This window comes from Streptomyces sp. NRRL F-6492, assembly GCF_001280125.1.
In the GTDB taxonomy this organism is placed as follows: domain Bacteria; phylum Actinomycetota; class Actinomycetes; order Streptomycetales; family Streptomycetaceae; genus Streptomyces.
The window spans coordinates 39,013-53,318 of the sequence record NZ_LGEG01000182.1 but is presented as its reverse complement, the minus strand read 5'-3'; the positions used below and the strand labels follow the sequence as shown (position 1 = coordinate 53,318).

General features: G+C 73.0%; 16 protein-coding genes. 10 read left to right on the top strand and 6 right to left on the bottom strand.

What is annotated here, in order from left to right:
• The first annotated feature begins 65 nt into the window (after positions 1-65).
• A complete protein-coding gene (locus ADL08_RS37620) occupies positions 66-383 on the top strand; it encodes a hypothetical protein (RefSeq protein WP_199837006.1) in 318 nt (105 codons plus the stop codon).
• Between the two features lie 147 nt (positions 384-530).
• On the top strand, positions 531-1,718 hold the full coding sequence (locus ADL08_RS14545) for an FG-GAP-like repeat-containing protein (protein WP_053642864.1): 1,188 nt from the start codon (positions 531-533) through the stop codon (positions 1,716-1,718).
• Between the two features lie 465 nt (positions 1,719-2,183).
• On the opposite strand, the gene ADL08_RS14540 is transcribed toward ADL08_RS14545, so the two are convergent.
• The gene (locus tag ADL08_RS14540) at positions 2,184-3,515 is read right to left on the bottom strand and encodes a tachylectin-related carbohydrate-binding protein (RefSeq protein ID WP_053642862.1); all 1,332 of its coding nucleotides are present in this window, start codon (positions 3,513-3,515) and stop codon (positions 2,184-2,186) included.
• A gap of 240 nt (positions 3,516-3,755) precedes the next feature.
• On the opposite strand from ADL08_RS14540, the gene ADL08_RS14535 reads away from it, so the two are divergent.
• The 3 genes from ADL08_RS14535 to ADL08_RS14525 all read left to right on the top strand — a co-directional run bounded on the left by ADL08_RS14535 (position 3,756) and on the right by ADL08_RS14525 (position 6,812).
• Positions 3,756-5,411 carry a penicillin-binding transpeptidase domain-containing protein gene (locus ADL08_RS14535; protein WP_053642860.1) on the top strand — a complete coding sequence of 552 codons (1,656 nt, stop codon included), beginning with the start codon at positions 3,756-3,758 and terminating at the stop codon, positions 5,409-5,411.
• 67 nt (positions 5,412-5,478) lie between these two features.
• Entirely contained in the window at positions 5,479-5,964 is a 486-nt protein-coding gene (locus ADL08_RS14530) for a YbaK/EbsC family protein (RefSeq protein WP_053642858.1), read from the top strand.
• The gene (locus ADL08_RS14525) at positions 5,961-6,812 is read left to right on the top strand and encodes an EamA family transporter (protein ID WP_053642856.1); all 852 of its coding nucleotides are present in this window, start codon (positions 5,961-5,963) and stop codon (positions 6,810-6,812) included. The genes ADL08_RS14530 and ADL08_RS14525 overlap by 4 nt, the downstream gene beginning before the upstream one ends.
• 39 nt (positions 6,813-6,851) lie before the next feature.
• Here ADL08_RS14525 and ADL08_RS14520 read toward each other — a convergent pair whose 3' ends face one another.
• The gene (locus tag ADL08_RS14520) at positions 6,852-8,198 is read right to left on the bottom strand and encodes a hypothetical protein (protein WP_053642854.1); all 1,347 of its coding nucleotides are present in this window, start codon (positions 8,196-8,198) and stop codon (positions 6,852-6,854) included.
• 147 nt (positions 8,199-8,345) lie between these two features.
• On the opposite strand from ADL08_RS14520, the gene ADL08_RS14515 reads away from it, so the two are divergent.
• From ADL08_RS14515 to ADL08_RS14505, 4 genes are all read left to right on the top strand, one after another.
• Positions 8,346-8,888 carry a hypothetical protein gene (locus ADL08_RS14515; protein ID WP_053642852.1) on the top strand — a complete coding sequence of 181 codons (543 nt, stop codon included), beginning with the start codon at positions 8,346-8,348 and terminating at the stop codon, positions 8,886-8,888.
• Positions 8,889-8,981: 93 nt separating this feature from the next.
• Entirely contained in the window at positions 8,982-9,116 is a 135-nt protein-coding gene (locus ADL08_RS38745; RefSeq protein WP_267889564.1) for a hypothetical protein, read from the top strand.
• 2 nt (positions 9,117-9,118) lie between these two features.
• Positions 9,119-10,294 carry a methyltransferase domain-containing protein gene (locus tag ADL08_RS14510; protein ID WP_053642850.1) on the top strand — a complete coding sequence of 392 codons (1,176 nt, stop codon included), beginning with the start codon at positions 9,119-9,121 and terminating at the stop codon, positions 10,292-10,294.
• 115 nt (positions 10,295-10,409) lie between these two features.
• Positions 10,410-11,099, top strand: coding sequence for a YdcF family protein (locus ADL08_RS14505; RefSeq protein ID WP_078968158.1), 690 nt, complete (start codon positions 10,410-10,412; stop codon positions 11,097-11,099).
• Between the two features lie 12 nt (positions 11,100-11,111).
• On the opposite strand, the gene ADL08_RS14500 is transcribed toward ADL08_RS14505, so the two are convergent.
• From ADL08_RS14500 to ADL08_RS14485, 4 genes are all read right to left on the bottom strand, one after another.
• Positions 11,112-11,576, bottom strand: coding sequence for a hypothetical protein (locus ADL08_RS14500; protein ID WP_234352139.1), 465 nt, complete (start codon positions 11,574-11,576; stop codon positions 11,112-11,114).
• 69 nt (positions 11,577-11,645) lie between these two features.
• Positions 11,646-12,077 (bottom strand): DUF3618 domain-containing protein, encoded by a 432-nt coding sequence (locus ADL08_RS14495; protein ID WP_053642848.1) that lies wholly within the window; start codon positions 12,075-12,077, stop codon positions 11,646-11,648.
• Positions 12,074-12,493: a phage holin family protein gene (locus tag ADL08_RS14490; protein WP_053642845.1), complete on the bottom strand. Its 420-nt coding sequence runs from the start codon at positions 12,491-12,493 to the stop codon at positions 12,074-12,076. Before ADL08_RS14490 ends, ADL08_RS14495 begins: the two co-directional genes overlap by 4 nt.
• A 124-nt stretch (positions 12,494-12,617) precedes the next feature.
• Positions 12,618-13,397 (bottom strand): SDR family NAD(P)-dependent oxidoreductase, encoded by a 780-nt coding sequence (locus tag ADL08_RS14485; protein WP_053642910.1) that lies wholly within the window; start codon positions 13,395-13,397, stop codon positions 12,618-12,620.
• Between the two features lie 284 nt (positions 13,398-13,681).
• Here ADL08_RS14485 and ADL08_RS14480 point away from each other — a divergent pair, with 284 nt between their 5' ends.
• Entirely contained in the window at positions 13,682-14,299 is a 618-nt protein-coding gene (locus ADL08_RS14480) for a LysE family translocator (protein ID WP_053642843.1), read from the top strand.
• Positions 14,300-14,306 lie beyond the last annotated feature (7 nt).

Genomic DNA, 14,306 nt, shown 5'->3' with positions numbered 1-14,306 from the left:
CTCTGCCGGAGTTCCCGCGAACGTCGGTCGACGTGGCCGGCGGGTGCGGGCTACGCCAGGGGGAGGTGTTCGGGCTCTCCGAGGACGAGGTGGACCACGAGGGCGGATGGCTCTCCGTGAGCCACCAACTCAAGCGCATCCGAGGGAAGTTCGTCTTCGCTCCCCCGAAGGGCGGCAAGGTCCGCGACGTTCCCCTGCCTCCGATACCCATACTCCGGGGCCGCGCTGGTACCACCCTCCAGGCTCAGGACGACGTCCGCGTCCTGAGCCGGCGGCGCAAGGAGGAGCGGATCCCGCTCCAGGCCGTCCGCCGAGTCGGCGCCGAGGGCCGTGCCCTTGCCGTGGAGCTGACCCTCCCGGCCGGGACGACCCCGGTCACGTAAGGTCGTGTATGCGGGCCTTCTGCTGTCGTACCCGCCAGTGAGGGCCGATGGGGTGATGAACCCGTGTAGCAGCGGGCGGAAGCCTGCGGATACGGTCCTCGCTGTGGCGCGTTGAATCATGCACGCGTCACATCAGGGAGGGAATTCATGCGTACACCCCTGTTCCGACGTCTGGCCGCCACGGCCGCCGCGCTGGGACTCACTTCGCTCGGCCTGCTCGGCGCGGGCGCCGCGCCCGCGCAGGCTGCGGTGAGCGACTGCCCCACGGGGTACTTCTGTGCGTGGGCGAACACCGACAGCACGGGGTCGATGTTCAAGACGCAGTCGAGTAAAGCCACGCTGGGCACGTGGGACAACAAGTTCCGCCTGATCATCAACCGCACGCCGGGCTTCGCCTGCACGTTTGACGAGCCGAACTACGAGGACGGCGCCGGACGGTACGGGAACGACGGTTACACCACCAACATCGCCAGCAGGTCCGTCAGCTCGGTGAAAATCGTCCGCACGATCCGGGAGTGCGAGGGGCCGGCGTACCCCCACTGGATCTCGGAGACCTCGCCCAAGGCTGCCGGATTCGGCGACATGAACGGCGACCGGAGGGCGGACGTCCTCGTCCGCGACCTGGTCGGACGCCTGTGGTTCCTGCCCGGCGTCGACGGCAGCGCCCGACTCGTCGGCACGGGCGGCTGGAACGCCTTCAACGCCATGGTCCGGCATGGCGACTTCAGCCGGGACAACCGCGAGGACGTGATCGTCCGCGAGGCGGCCACCGGCAAGCTGTGGCTCTACCCCGGCACCGGGACCGGCGGCCTCGGCACGCGCAAGCTGATCGGCACCGGCGGTTGGAACGCCATGAGCCGGATCGCCGCGTTCGGCGACCTGACCGGCGACGCGCGCTCCGACCTGCTCGCGGTGGAGAAGTCCACCGGGAAGCTGTGGCTGTACCCGGGCACCTCCACGGGCACCCTGGGCGCGCGCAAGCTGATCGGCACCGGAGGCTGGAACGGCATGAACGCCCTGGCGGGCGTCGGCGACATGAACAGCGACGGCCGGGCCGACTTGTACGCCCGCGAGGCGTCGACCGGCAAGCTCTGGCTCTACCCGGGCAAGGCCGGCGCGCTCGGTGCGCGGGTGCTGGTCGGCAGCGGCGGCTGGAACGGCATGCCGACGATCATCGCCAACGGCGACTGGTCGGGCGACGGCCGCCCGGACCTCATCGCGACGAAGGCCGCCGACGGCATGCTGTACCGGTACGCGGGTACAGGCAGGGGCGGCCTCGGAGCCGGCGACTGGCTCGGCGGCGGCGACTGGCAGGACCTGAACGGCGCCTTCTGACCCTCGCAAGGGCCTCCGCTTCCGCGCGGGGGCCCTTCCCACACCCGGCAAAGTCCGCTGTCGTACCAGGACGAAAACCATCTGCCCGCCGACGAAACAGCTACCGGACGAAGGTCGCCGAGGTCGCCCCGCTTGCGACCGTCACGGCCCAGGGACGGCCCGGCCTCGGCACGGCGGCCCCAGACGCCGAAGGAGTCACTGGTCAGGGCCGTACGGGCCGAGAGTCACGAGGCTTCGTCTACTTCTGGCCCATCTACACGGGCACGCCGATCCCGCCGGAGGACTGGCGGGGGCGGATGTGGCTGGACACGTGGGTGTGAGAGCGGTGTGAGAGCGGTGTGAGACCGGACACGGCAGGGCCGCGGGCCCCGGGGATCTCCCGGGGCCCGCGGCCTTTCGCACGAGGGGGCGTACGGCTCGGAATCCGTGCGGATCAGGATCGGTACGGCTCAGGATCCGTACGGCTCAGAAGAGGAGGTCGTACGCGTTCCAGCCGTTCCCGACGAGGGTGCGGGCGGGGCCGGGGACGACGCTCTCACCGGCGACGCCCTGGTAGAGCCAGAGCTTCCCCTCCTTGTCACGGGCCACCAGGTCGGGGGTCCGGTCGCGGCCGAGGTCGGTCGTGCCGACGACGGCGGTGTAGGCGTTCCAGCCGCCGCCCACCCGGAACCGCGGCTTGTAGGGCTGGTTGTCGGAGGAGCCCACGAGGGCCCTCGGGTCGTACTTCCACAGCACGCCGGCCGTGTCCCGGGCCAGGGCGCCGTCCAGGCCCAGGGAGGTGAGCCGGTCGTACGCGTTCCAGCCGGCGCCCACCCGGACGGGGGGCGCGAAGGGGGCGGTGACCTTGCCGGTGGCCCGGTAGAGCCAGAGGACTCCGGCCTCGTCCCGGGCGACGAGGTCGCCGGAGCGGCCCACGAGGGCGGTGTAGGCGTTCCAGCCGGCACCCACGCGGACGCGGGGCGCGAAGGGGGCGTCGGGGTCGCCGGTGCCCTTGTAGTACCAGAGGACCCCGGCCTTGTCCCGGGCGACGAGGTCGCCGTGCCCGCTCGCGCGGGTGGTGTCGACCGGGACGACGGTGCTGTAGACGCCCCAGCCGCCGCCGACCCTCTTGGGCTCCGCCAGCGGCTTGGCGGGGTCGGCGGTGCCCTCGTGACGCCAGAGGACGCCGGCCTTGTCACGGGCGTGCACGGCGCCCCGGTTCCAGGAGGCCGGGCGGCCCGGGACGACGTCGAGTCCGGCCTTGCCCTCGGCGACCACGGTGCCGGCGGCGTCCTTCAGCGTGACGGGCGCGTCGAGGGAGCCGATCCACCCGAGTGTCTCCGGCAGGTCGATCGTCACGGCGTAGGTGAGGGTGGTGGCGGCCCCGGTGGCCGGCAGGTCGAGGAGCACCCGGTAGGGGCCGGGCTCGCCGGTGAAGCTCGTCCCGACCCAGTTGCACCGCTCGGGCACGCCCCCGTCGACCGCGCAGGTGGAGTCGATCTGGGCCGCCGTCCGGTGGTCGGTCCAGCCACCGGGCGGCCAGTTGGTGATGGGCAGTTCCACCCGGGCCTTCACGGGACCCGTGACCCCGGCCGGGAGCGAGGCCTTCAGCCACAGCGTGACCGGCCCCTCCTCGCCGGCGGGAACGGTCAGCCGGCCCCCCTCCTGCTCGACCGTCCCCACCTCGGCCACAGCTGCCGGTGCGGTCGCCGGAACGGGAGCCGGTGCGGCGAAGGCGGAGGCCCCGCCCAGCGCCACCGGCCCGAGACCGGCCACCAGTGTCGTCGCGATCACGACGGCCTTGCGTACGCGTGCCATGGGATCCCCCTGTTTCGGCATGCCTCGAACACATGCCGCGTGTACGTCGGGAGGCGCGGGTGACGGACCGTCACCCGCGCCGTTCACCCCTTCGACATCCTCAGGAGTCGAAAGGTTGTACGACCGGTCGGGGAATGCGGCGGGAGGCCCGGCGGCCTGACGGACATGACGGAAGTTGCTCGACACACGCAAGGGGCGCTGCTTGACTGGACGGTCGTCTGGGGGAGGGGAAACGCAGCCATGCGCAGTGGAGCCAAGGTCGCGATCGTCGGAGGGGTCTTCGCGGTCGTCGCGGGCGGGGTCGGTTACGGGGGCTACAACCTGTGGAACGGGGTCACGGGCGGCGACTCGACCGTGAACACCCGGAGCGGGGCCGCGCCGGAGAAGAGATCGGGGCCCGTCACCCCCGAGGAGACGACGGCCACCGCGAAGGACTTCCTGGCGGCCTGGGCGGCCGGTGAGTCCGACCGGGCCGCCCAGCTCACGAACGACCCGGTCGCGGCGGGGTCCGCGCTGCTCGCCTACAAGGAGGGCGCGAAGGTCTCGGGGGCGGTCATCACCCCGGGGGCGCCGGTCGGCACGAAGGTGCCGTTCACCGTGAAGGCGACGGTCTCGTACGAGGGCGTGTCCAAGGACCTGTCGTACGCCTCCGAGCTGACCGTGGTCCGGGGGCAGACCACGGGCCGGCCGCTGGTGCGGTGGCGGCCGGCCGTCCTCCACCCGAAGCTGACCGCCGGCGCGACCCTGCGCACCGGCACCGCGAAGGTCGCCTCCGTCCGGGCCGTCGACCGGAACGGGGTGGAGCTGACCAAGGAGAAGTACCCCTCGCTCGGCGTGGTCATCGACACCCTGCGGCAGCGGTACGGGGCGCAGGCGGGCGGCACGACCGGGGTCGAGACCTGGATCGAGTCGGACGGCGGGACCGTCCCCGACACCCCCCTCCTCGTCCTGCGGAAGGGGAAGCCGGGCACGATAGAGACCACCCTCGACGCGGGGGTGCAGGCGGCGGCCGAGAAGGCGGTCAAGGCGTACGGCCAGGCCTCCGTGGCGGCGGTCGAGCCGTCCACGGGCGCGATACGGGCGGTCGCCAACAGCCCGGCGGAGGGCTTCAACGCGGCTTTCCAGGGCCAGCAGGCACCCGGCTCCACGATGAAGATCGTGACGGCGGCGATGATGATGCAGCACGGGATCGCCGGTCCCGGCAGCCGGGTGGAGTGCCCGCCCACCGTGCAGTGGCTCGGCAGGACCTTCCAGAACCTGGACCGCTTCGAGATCAAGAACGGCACCCTCACCGAGGCGTTCCGCCGCTCCTGCAACACCGCCTTCATCAAGGCGATCGCCCCCCTCAACGAGAAGGGCGTCGCGGACACCGCCCTCGGCGAGACCGCCCGCCGCTACTTCGGCATCGGCGCCGTCTGGGACGTCGGCGTCCCGACGACGCCGACGGACGGCAGCGTCCCCGCGTCGGACGGACCCGAGACGGCCGCCTCGTACATCGGCCAGGGGAGGATCACGATGAACGCCCTGAACGTCGCCTCGCTCTCCGCGACCGTGAAGAACAGCGGCTTCCTCCAGCCGTACCTGGTGCCGAAGAAGTACGGCGACCGGACGTTCGTCACGGCCGAGCCGCTGCCGCACGGGATCGCCTCGGGCCTGCGCACGATGATGAACGCGGCGGCGACCGCGTCGGACGGCACCGCGACCCCGGCGATGGCGGGCGTGCCGTCCCCGAAGGGCGCGAAGACGGGTTCGGCGGAGGTCGACAACCAGGGCGAGTCGAACAGTTGGTTCACCGGCTACTCCGGCGACCTCGCGGCGGGGGCCGTGGTCCAGTCGGGCGGGCACGGGGGCGACTCGGCGGGCAAGGTGGTGGCGAAGGTCCTGAGGGCGGGCTGATCCGCCGGAGGTTCCCGAGGGCCGAAACGGGTCGCGTGGCCCGTACACGGACCGCTAGCGTGCGCCCATGACGACCCACAGCACCGCCCACCCCCTGTTCGCCGCCGCGCTCGAAGAGCTGGGGCTCGACGTCGAGGTACGCCGCTTCCCGGACGAGACCCGCACCGCGCGGCAGGCCGCCGACGCGATCGGCTGCGAGGTCGCGGAGATCGTGAAGTCGCTGGTCTTCGCGGCGGACGGGGTGCCGGTGCTCGTCCTGATGGACGGCGCGTCACGGGTGGACGTCGAGCGGGTGCGGGAGGCGCTGGGCGCGGCGGAGGTGACCCGGGCCGACGCGAAGGCCGTCCGGGAGACGACGGGGTACGCGATCGGGGGCGTCCCGCCGTTCGGCCACCGCACCCGGACCCGGGTCCTCGCGGACCGGGGGATCCTCGACCACGAGGTGGTGTGGGCGGCGGCGGGCACCCCGCACACCGTCTTCGCGATCGACCCGAAGTCGCTGGTCGCGCACGCGGGCGGGACCCTGGTGGACGTCCGCGAGCCCTCGGCGTGACTCCGCTCGTCACGCTCGCGGTCCTGGTCGCGGCCGTCACGCACGCCGGCTGGAACGCCCTCGCGCACCACATCGAGGACCAGCTGCTCTCCTTCACCCTGATCGCGGGCGGCGGGGCGCTGATCGGCCTGGCCCTCGTCCCCTTCGTGCCGCTCCCGGCGGCGGGGGCGTGGCCGTACCTGGCCGTGTCCGCGCTCCTGCACGTGGGCTACTACGTGCTCCTGATGCGCTCGTTCACGCTGGGCGACTTCGGGCAGATGTACCCGATCGCGCGCGGTACGGCCCCGCTGATCGTGACCCTCCTCGCGGCCGTCTTCGTCCACGAGGTCCCGGACGGGTGGCAGCTGCTGGGGGTCGCGGTGGCCTGCGCGGGCCTGACCGGACTCGCCCTGTGGGGCGTCCGGGGCAAGGGGGCGCGGCCGCACGGCCCGGCCCTCCTGGCGGCGGGCGCGACGGGCGTCTCGATCGCCCTGTACACGGTCGTCGACGGCGTCGGCGTCCGCGCCTCCGGCACCCCGCTCGGCTACATCGCGTGGCTGATGGTCCTGGAGGGCCTGGCGATCCCGGCGTACGCCCTGTGGCGCCGCCGCGCCGCCCTCCTCCCCCAGCTCCGCCCGTACGCCGCCCGCGGCCTCCTCGGCGCGGCCCTCTCGGTCGCCGCGTACGGCCTGGTCCTCTGGGCCCAGACGAAGGCCCCCCTCGCCCCGATCGCCGCCCTCCGCGAGTCCTCGATCATCGTGGGCGCGGCCATCGGCGCCCTCCTCTTCAAGGAACGCTTCGGCGGCCCGCGCGTCGCGGCGGCGGCACTGATGGCGGTGGGGATCGGGCTGATGCTGCACGCGGGGTGACGGGGCGTCACGCCGACGGGGCCGGGGGCCCGCCTCCCCTCACCGGGGGAGGAGGCCGGGCGGCGTCACTCCTCGCGCCCGCTCGAAGAGGTCCCGCGCCACGGGGTTCTTGAGGTACGGCTTGATGCGGCTGTGCATGACCTTGATGCGCTCGTCCGCCCGCCCGGATTGGAGGCTCGGGTAATCCTCCAGCGCGAGGGCCCATGTGGCGCACGCCGCTTCGAGGTGCCCCAGGTCGAGCTGCCTCTCTGCCAGGGTGCAGCGGTGCCGGACGCGAGCGCGCCGATAGACGCTCTGGCGGACCTTGTCCGATTCCCGCATGGCCGCGATCGATCCGGCGACGTCGCCCAGTTCGAAACGTACTTGGCTGGTGTGGTAGAGGAGCGAGGAAGGGTCGTAGGAGCCGAAGGCCTTGGACTGCGACTCGGCCTTTTCCATGGCCACTTCGGCTTCCCCGAGGTAAGTCCGCGCCGCGGCTCGCGCCCCCGTCTGCGCCGCCGCGTGGGCCTGCTGGCCGGCGAGGAAGGCCCGCATCCGGGGGCCCGCCTTCGGCGAGGCGGCGGCAGCGGCGTCCGCGAGCCGCATCGCCTCCGCGCCGTGCCCCAGGTCGACGGCCTGGACGCTCATGCCCCGCAGGGTGGTGCAGAACGTCAAGTGGTCCTCGGCGGCGCCCGCGAGTTCGAGCGCCTTGAGGTAATACCGCTGCGCCAACCCGTGCAGCCCCTCGTCCACCGCCATGTACCCCGTGAGGTAGCAGAGGTCCGAGACGGCGCCCATCATCGCCTTGCGCACGTCGTCAGGGGCTTCCGCGCGCAAGTACGGGGCCGCCGTGTTCACGAGGAACGCCGCGGCCAGGGGGCGGGCGGTCCGTCCGCCGAACTGGTCGTCGAGGTCGGAGATCCGCTCGGTCATGGCGGCCACGGCCTGGACGTCCGCCATCCCTATGCGCCGCACGTGACCCTTCTGCGCCGCTTCCATTCGACCGATGACGTCCGGCCAGTGGGGAATGGTCAGCGCGACGGAGAAGAGGCCGACCCCGAGAACGCTGCGGCGGGACGGATCCATGTCTTGCCTCCCCAGGTCCAGCAACCCCTCCACCGTACTGGGGTGTTCGGGCAGCCGATCCGCGGAAGCCACCGGAAATCCCGCTTCGCCGCGTGTCACGGGACGACGCAGCCTGCGGGCGAGCGCCTCCAGGACCAGCGGCCGGACCGCTTCCTTCGGCAGGTGCCCCTTGAGCCACTGGTGGACCGACGGCTCCCGGTACCGGAGGGGCGTGCCCCTCTCCGTGCCCAGCCGGTTGATCTCCCGGGCGAACTGCCGCAGCGTCCAGCCGGTCTCCCGGTAGAGGCGCACGAGTCCTTCGTTCGGCTTCGGGTCGGCCACAAGCCCTCAACTCCCCATGACGTGCACGAACTTAAAGCTCTTAAGCCCCCACCCCCTTCACAACAGTACCGCTGTCGGTAGCCACGCGGTTGCCTAGAGCGAGCAGGGATCACCGCACGGAACGACGTCACCGCGAGGGACCGAACCATGGACGAGAGAGCCACCGCCCCCGAGCAGAACAGCGTGACGGAGCTCGACGCGCAGATAGGCGCGGGGGCGTTCTGGCGGCTCGTTCCGGAGTCCGTACCGCGCGAGTACGCGGAGCCGACGAGGGCCCTGATCGAACAGGTGCACGCGGGGCTCAAGCGGCTCGCGGGCGAGAACCGGGGGCACCCGCGCCACTGGGAGCCCGGGGAGATCGCCCGGGGCACCCGTACGGACCGACGCGATGTCCCCGCAGGTGCGCGAGCTGAACCGCCGGAGCAGGGATCACCCCCCGCGTTCCTGGTGAACGGCTCCCCCGTGTTCGATCCGGGCGCGGAGATGGTGGGTGTGGTGCGGTCCGTGAAGGGAGCGCTCGTGTCCCTCCAACGGCCCTCCGGCTACCGGTGGCAGGCAGCCGCTTCGCGGCTTCGTCCCGCCACGCCGTACCAGCGCCGACAGCTCGAAGCGCTGGCGCGCCACTCGCGGCGGGTCCGCCGCGCCGAGGCTCCCGTTCCTGCCGGACGCGACCGTTCGGGCCTCCGGTAGGAACGGGGCACGCCCCGCCCCGGGCGCGGAAGGACAGCGACGCCCGGGGCGGGTTTCACCACAGAGGGTTCACGACCGAGAGAGGAAAGCAGCATGGGATGGGGAACGGGCAAGGGCGGAAGCGGCGGTACCGGGCAGCACTCCGGCGGTAAGGACCCGGGGACGTCCAAGCCGTCCTCCGACACGGCCAAGCCGAAGGACCCGCCGAAGCACAAGAAGGAAAGGTGACGATGCCGGAGGACTTCGCGACGGCCGAGCGGGCCGCGCTCCGCGCCCTGCTCGGCACGCTGAAGCGGGAAGGGCTCCTGTCGCCCGAGTGGGAGCGTGCCGCACGGGCCGTGCCCCGCTCCGCGTACGTACCCGGACGCATCTACCTGGGTGACGACTTGGAGCCGTGCGACCGTGCCGGTGACCCGGAGACGTGGTTGCGGGCGGTGTACGCCGACGACTCCGTGGTGACGCAGGTCAACGACGGCCGGGATCCCGGGGAGGACGGCGAACGGTGGGCGTCGTCGTCCGCGAGCGCGCCGGGCATCGTGTTCCGCATGCTGCGCATGGCAGACGTGGGCGAAGGACACAGGGTCCTGGAGATCGGCACCGGCACGGGCTGGAACGCGGGACTCCTGTCCCACGTGGTCGGCCCGGAGAACGTGACGACCGTCGAAGTGGACCCCGTGCTGGCCGCCTCGGCCAAGGACCGACTGTGGAAGGAGGGCCTCAGGGCGGAGGTGGTCGCCGGGGACGGCGCCCTGGGCCACGCGGGGAGCGCCCCGTACGACCGGCTCGTGGCCACGTGTTCCGTGCGCTCCGTCCCCCGCCCGTGGCTCGCACAGGTCAGGCCCGGGGGCGTCGTCCTGACCCCGTGGGAAAGCCCCTGGATCTGTTACGGGCTGCTCCGCATGACCGTGGACGACGCCGGCACCGCGTCGGGTCGTTTCTCGCCGCACTCCGCGTTCATGCTCATGCGGGCGCAGCGCACCGACCTGCGGATCTTCCGGGACGTGGTGAGCGACGCCCATCGGCCCGCCGAGTCGAGCACCGGCCTCCCGCCGTGGCGGGTGGCGGGCGACGACCTCGCCGCGCAGTTCGCCATGGGGCTGCTGCTCCGTGACGTGTGGTGGACGTGGCACGACGACCCCGACGTGGAAGGAGTGGCGTCCCGGCTCTGGGTCGCGACGACCGACGCGACGTCGTGGGCGGCCGTGGACTGGGACGGGGGGTCGGACGACCGGTTCGCGGTCTGGCAGCACGGGCCACGGCGCCTCTGGGACGAGACGGAGGCCGCGTACGCGTGGTGGACGTCGCACGACCGCCCCGGCCCCGAACGGTTCGGGCTGACCGTGACGGCGACGGACGAGACTCCGTGGCTGGACGCCCCGGACCGGCCCGTCCCCGCGACGGGCTGACGTGTGAACCGCCCCGTCTGCGCGCCTGTTCTCTCGTGGGGCGTGGACGGGGTTCCGGCCCGCACGGCGACCGCTCCGGGCGTGTTTGCCGGCCTGCCCATGGAAGGCTGAGCGCATGGCACGGGCCGAGTACGACGACGATTCCGAAGCGCCGGAGGACGACAGCGTGGTCATGGCCGACGCCCGACTCCTCTGGGACTTCCAGCGGATGGGCCACGAGCCCCGCCCCTGCTCCGTCGCCGTCGGGCTCGGGAGTCACGATCTCGGGGTGGCCGACGTGACGGTGGAGCTGTACCGGCGGGGCATGGCGCCGTTGATCGTGTTCACCGGGGCCACCAGTCCGACCACCCGGGACCGGATGCCGCGCGGTGAGGCCGTGCACTACCGGGAGCGGGCGGTGGGGAGCGGGGTGCCCGAGGAGGTCGTGCTCGTGGAGACGCGGGCGCGGAACACCGGGGAGAACGTCCGGTTCTCCCGGGAGCTGCTCGCGGAGCGGGGCGTGGACGTGTCGTCCGTGCTGCTCGTCAGCAAGCCGTACGAGGAGCGGCGGGCGTACGCCACCGCCCGGCGGCTCTGGCCGGAGGTGGAGGTCGTCAGCGCGTCCGCTCCCCTGGCGCTCGGCGCGTACGTCGCGTCCCTCGGGGACGCCCGGCTCGTCCTCGACATGCTCGTGGGGGCCGTACAGCGGTTGATCGTCTATCCGGCCCGGGGGTTCATGATCGAGCAGGAGGTCCCCGAGGACGTGGTCGCGGCCTACGAGCGGCTCCGGGACGCGGGGTTCACCGGGCGGCTCGTCCCCGGGTGACGGCGCCGGCCGTCACCCCGCGTGGGCGCAGAGCGGTCCCGAGTCCGTCGTCGGGATGCGCATCCGGCGCAGGAGGTCGCGGGTGGCGCGGAGGGTCAGGGTGCTGCGCCAGGCGGTTCCCGGGTGGCGGGCGCGCAGGTGGGAGAGGGCCCGGGTGCCCAGGCCGCTGCCGTGGAAGCGCTCGTCGAGGGTGACGTCGGTGATGACGCCCCGGGCGCACGGGGCGCACGTGCGGTAGTGGACCTCGCCGACGACCTGGCGGTCGTGGACCAGGAGCAGGCACTCCTCGCCCGGGCCCGGGGCGTCCGGGATGTGCGTGGACAGGAACTCGACCGCCCCGTAGACCATGATCCGGCGGCGGAGACGGGTGGCGATCCTGCCCGGTCGCGAGTGCCTGCCCGTCGCCCGGTCGGACGCCGGGGCGGGGGTCGAGCCGAACAGAGTGCTGCTGCTGGGGCGCGCATGGTGTCCGTGCATGGACTCCGTGTGCCCCGCGCCCCGGGAGGTATACCCCCGGGGCGGCGACGTCCGGACCCCGCGGTGTCCTCAGCGGCGGCCGCGGCGGACCCGGCGCAGCAGCAGGAAGGCGGCCAGGGCGGCGGCCGCGGCGAGCAGCGGGGTGCGGTTGGCCTTCGCCTTGTCCGCGACCACCTCGGCCCTCTCCAGGACCGGGTCGGGGGTCTTCTCCTGCACCAGGCCGGCGGCCTGCGCCGCCTTCTCCTTGACCAGGACGGCCGACTGCGCCGCCTTCTCCTTGACCAGGCCGGTGGCGACCGCCGTCTTCTCGGCGGCCTTCTCCTGGAGGCCGGCCGCCTGCTCCCGCAGCTCCGCCGCCTTCTCCTTGGCCTGCGCCTTGACGTCCGCCTTGGCCGCCAACGCCTCGACCGTGCGGCCGAGTTCGTCGCGGGTGTGCTCGGCCTGCTCGCGCAGCTCGCCGAGGTCGTTCGCGGTCTTGTCGCGCTGCGGCTGGTGGTTCATCGGTGGGCCCTCTCCTTGATCTCGGCCATGTCGGCCCTGACGTTGTCGATGGTCTGCTCGGGGGCCGGCGCGCCCGCCTCGTCGATCTGCTTCTTCCCGGCCAGGGCCATGCCCGCCGCGCCCGCCGCCAGCAGGACGGTGACGATCAGGGCCGAGGCCCAGACCGGGAGGACCAGGGCGAGGGCCGCGATCACGGCCACCACGAGGGCCTGCGCGGCCAGGACGCCGACCAGGCCGGCGCCGCCGAACAGGCCGCCGCCCACGCCGTACCGCTTGCCCTTCTGGGTCATCTCCGCCCGCGCCAGCCGCATCTCGTCGCGGACCAGGTCCGAGATCTGCTGCGACGCCCGCGAGACGAGGTCGCCCACCGACGCGTCGGCGGCACTGCCGTGGACCGGCCGTTGGATCGTGCTCATCGCATCCTCACTTCCTCCGTTGCCCGACTCCCCTCCTCCGCGTCTGCTCGGCGGGAGCGTTCTCACACGCGGCCCGTGTACCCCGCGACCGGCGGCCCACTCGGCGGCCGTGCGCCGCTCCCGCTCAGTCGCCCAGCACCTCCGCGAAGTGCCTGTTCACCGCGAGGAGCCCGCCGTCGACGCGCAGGACCGTGCCGGTGACCCAGGAGGCGTCCCGGGAGGCGAGGAAGGCGACGGCGGCGGCGATGTCCTCGGGGGTGCCGACGCGGCCCAGCGGATAGACCCGCTCGGCCAGGGCGGCGAGCCCCTCCTCCCTGCCCGCCCACGCCCTGGTCGCGATCGTCCCCGGGTTGATCTGGTTGACCCGGACCCCGCGCGCCGCCGCGTCCCCCGCCAGGGTGCGGGTGAAGGAGGCGAGCCCGGCCTTGGCCGCGCTGTACGCGTGGTTGCCGAAGTCCGCCTCCGCGTTGACCGACCCGATGGTGACGATCGCCCCGCGCCCGCCCGCCGCCAGGTGCGGCAGCGCCGCCCGCGAGCAGCGCACCGCCCCCATGAACGTGACGTCGTGCTGGACGGCCCAGACCTCGTCCGGCTCGTCCTCGAAGCGGTCCCGGTCGGGCGCCACGGGCCCGAGCGCGTTGTTCACGAGGACGTCGAGACCGCCGAAGGCCTCCACCGCGTACGCCACGGCCGCGTCTACCGAACCCTGGTCGGACACGTCGCAGCGTACGGACTCCGCCCCCGGCAGCCCGGCCGCCGTCGCCCGCGCCTCCTCCTCGTCCACGTCCGTGACGAGGACCCGCGCGCCCTCCGCCGCGAGGCGCCGCGCGGTCGCCGCGCCGATGCCGCGCGCCGCGCCCGTGATCAGTACCCCGTACCCGTCGAGCCGTTCCCCGAGATCCACGCGTTCCACGTGCTCCGCGCGTTCCGTGCGTTCCGTGTGCTCCGTGTGCTCCGTGTGCTCCGTGTGCTCCGTGTGCTCCGTGTGCTCCGTGTGCTCCGTGTGCTCCATGGGGTGATCACAGCACCGGGGCCGCCGTCCGCACCAGGCCCCCCGGCGGCGCGGGCGCGTGGCGGGAAAACGCCTCGCGCGGCGCGCCGGTGATCACCTACTGTCGCAAGCCCTGGCGCCCGGCGCGGATCCGCATCCCGTCCCGGCCCGCACGAGAAGACGGGAACGACGGGAACATGGGTCAGCTCATCGCCGTGGCGGTCATCACCGTCCTGGCCGTCATCAGCCCCGGCGCGGACTTCGCGATGACCGTCCGCAACAGCTATCTGTACGGGCGGACCGCCGGGGTCCTCGCCGCCGTCGGCATCGCGCTCGGCGTCCTCGTCCACGTCACGTACACCATGCTGGGCGTCGGGCTCCTGGTGTCCCGGAGCCCGGCCCTCTTCACGGCGATGAAGCTGGTCGGCGCCGCGTACCTGGTGTACATCGGCTACCGGACCTTCGTCACCAAGGCCCGGGTGGACGTCGACCTGTCGGACGGCGAGGGCCTGTCGAAGGCGGGCGCCCTGCGCACCGGCTTCCTGACGAACGCGCTCAACCCGAAGACGATGCTGTTCGTCCTGAGCACCTACACCCAGGTCGTCAGCGCCGACACCCCCGTCCCCCAGCAGATCGGCTACGGCCTGTTCATGTCGTTCGCGCACCTGGTGTGGTTCGCGCTCGCCGCGCTGCTCTTCTCCCAGCAGGCGCTGCGGGACCGGCTGCTGCGGCGGCAGACCGTGCTCAACAAGGCCATCGGCACCGTGCTCGTCGGCCTCGGGGTGGTGCTCGCGCTGACGCCGTCGGCGGCCTGATCCGCGA

Coding starts and splice junctions, on each gene's coding strand:
- ADL08_RS14545 (WP_053642864.1), top strand. CDS start 531: ATGCGTACACCCCTGTTCCGACGTCTGGCCGCCACGGCCGCCGCGCTG.
- ADL08_RS14540 (WP_053642862.1), bottom strand. CDS start 3,515: ATGGCACGCGTACGCAAGGCCGTCGTGATCGCGACGACACTGGTGGCC.
- ADL08_RS14535 (WP_053642860.1), top strand. CDS start 3,756: ATGCGCAGTGGAGCCAAGGTCGCGATCGTCGGAGGGGTCTTCGCGGTC.
- ADL08_RS14530 (WP_053642858.1), top strand. CDS start 5,479: ATGACGACCCACAGCACCGCCCACCCCCTGTTCGCCGCCGCGCTCGAA.
- ADL08_RS14515 (WP_053642852.1), top strand. CDS start 8,346: ATGGACGAGAGAGCCACCGCCCCCGAGCAGAACAGCGTGACGGAGCTC.
- ADL08_RS38745 (WP_267889564.1), top strand. CDS start 8,982: ATGGGATGGGGAACGGGCAAGGGCGGAAGCGGCGGTACCGGGCAGCAC.
- ADL08_RS14510 (WP_053642850.1), top strand. CDS start 9,119: ATGCCGGAGGACTTCGCGACGGCCGAGCGGGCCGCGCTCCGCGCCCTG.
- ADL08_RS14505 (WP_078968158.1), top strand. CDS start 10,410: ATGGCACGGGCCGAGTACGACGACGATTCCGAAGCGCCGGAGGACGAC.
- ADL08_RS14500 (WP_234352139.1), bottom strand. CDS start 11,576: ATGCACGGACACCATGCGCGCCCCAGCAGCAGCACTCTGTTCGGCTCG.
- ADL08_RS14495 (WP_053642848.1), bottom strand. CDS start 12,077: ATGAACCACCAGCCGCAGCGCGACAAGACCGCGAACGACCTCGGCGAG.
- ADL08_RS14490 (WP_053642845.1), bottom strand. CDS start 12,493: ATGAGCACGATCCAACGGCCGGTCCACGGCAGTGCCGCCGACGCGTCG.
- ADL08_RS14480 (WP_053642843.1), top strand. CDS start 13,682: ATGGGTCAGCTCATCGCCGTGGCGGTCATCACCGTCCTGGCCGTCATC.